General features: G+C 63.9%; 1 protein-coding gene. It reads right to left on the minus strand.

Annotated elements, in window-relative coordinates; genetic code table 11:
* Nucleotides 1-983 precede the first annotated feature (983 nt).
* On the minus strand, nt 984-1,589 hold the full coding sequence (locus tag ABLI39_RS16250) for a DNA-3-methyladenine glycosylase I (RefSeq protein WP_349414546.1): 606 nt from the start codon (nt 1,587-1,589) through the stop codon (nt 984-986).
* Nucleotides 1,590-1,694 lie beyond the last annotated feature (105 nt).

Consider the following 1,694-nt stretch of genomic DNA (forward strand, 5'->3'; position numbering starts at 1 on the left):
GGGGCCCGGGGTGCGCTGGTCCGAAACCGTAGCGCCCTTCCGAATCCGGTGCGCCCTCGGTTCTGCGTTCTGCCGACGCTTTTCCACAGGGGTTATCCACATTGTTGGTAACTTACACGTCTGTAGTTCAGGTCGAAATGCCGGATCTGAGGGCCACAGCTGGCAAATTCACCGAACGACGCCGTGAAGCTCTCCACATCTGTGGATAACTTTCCCCCTGGGCGCTGTGGTTAAGTGGACAACTTTGCGGCCGGTGGATGTGGTGTGCCTTCGGGAGCGCCGGGATCGGGGGAACTCCCGGGGATGCCTGTAGGGCCTCGCCACCCCAGGGAGGTCAAACGGCTGCCCGGTGCGTCCTTCGCCACCCCAGGTAGGGCCCACGGCCGCGCTATACCTCCGGGCGGCCCCGGGACGGGCCCGCGCACGCCGTCCCGCAGCCACGGAATGGGCACGGCATCCGCGGTCAGCGGCCCTTTTATCTGATTTCAACGAAGTTATGCACAGCGTTTTTCACAGTGTTAATAACTTGATGCTCTAACTACTCCGGGAGAAACTGCGACGTTGCAGGCCTCTCAGGATCCAGAGCGGACGGCAGTGCGCCAAGTTGTCCCCAGCTGTGGATAAGTTGTGGGAACAACTCCGTCCAAGTGTGGATAACTCGGCGCTGGAGGTCATTGCCAGTAACAGTGGCCCCTGGCTGCGGAATTAGGTGGCTGCGTCCTCCGCCGGAGGCACGGATGACGCGGACCGCACAGATACCGGGGCGCCGTACGCCGTTATCCACAGGCAATCCACATTGTTAATAACTTACAGTCCTGTCATTCGGCGGAAGGCTGGCATTACAGTGCCGATCTCGAACCGGAACGACGCCGCTGGGCGCCTCTTGGCCGCCCCGCACGGCCCGATTCACACACAGCGTGTGGATAACTTGCGGCGTCTTGTGCACAGCTGTGGATCGAGAGTTCTGTTCGCCGGGCAGCTGCCTAACGGTCCCAGACACCCGAGGTTCCTCTGCGGTGGCTGCCCAGCAGGTGGGTGTCGACCATCCCGATGGCCTCCATCAGGGCGTACATGGTGGTGGGCCCGACAAACACAAAGCCCCTCTTTCGCAGTGCCTTGGACAAAGCGGCGGACTCCGGTGAGCTGGTCGGGATCTGGTCCAGGGCCGTGGGCGCGGGGGTGGAGTCCGGCCGGTAAGACCAGACAAAGTCAACCAGTCCGCCGTCGACCCTGAGTTCGAGGGTGGCGCGGGCATTGGTGATCGCGGCCCGGATCTTGAGCCGGTTTCGCACAATACCGGCGTCCTGCAACAGCCGCTCGACGTCGTCGTCGGTGAACGCCGCCACAGTCTCCGGGTGGAAATCCGCGAAGGCGGCGCGGAAGGCCGGCCGTTTGCGCAGGATCGTTGCCCAGGAAAGTCCCGCCTGGAAGGCCTCCAGGCTGATCCGTTCGTACAGCCCCTGCTCGTCCCGCACCGGAAGACCCCACTCGCCGTCGTAGTAGTCGCGCAGCAGGGGGTCGGCGGCCGCCCAGGCCGGCCGGGCCAAGCCGTCTTCGCCGATGATGCAGCCGGTAGCGTCCGGGGGCATGCGTAATCCTTTGCTGGGAAATGTTGCCTTCCAGCATTATCGCCCGTGAAATGCCCAGACGTGCGGCGGGCTTAACGCAGCGGGGGGGGGGGAACCCAGCTGCCC

It is taken from the genome of Pseudarthrobacter sp. B907, assembly GCF_040137805.1.
GTDB lineage: Bacteria > Actinomycetota > Actinomycetes > Actinomycetales > Micrococcaceae > Arthrobacter.

Bases quoted from the DNA above. Each gene is read 5' to 3' on its own strand.
- ABLI39_RS16250 (WP_349414546.1), bottom strand. From the start codon at position 1,589: ATGCCCCCGGACGCTACCGGCTGCATCATCGGCGAAGACGGCTTGGCC.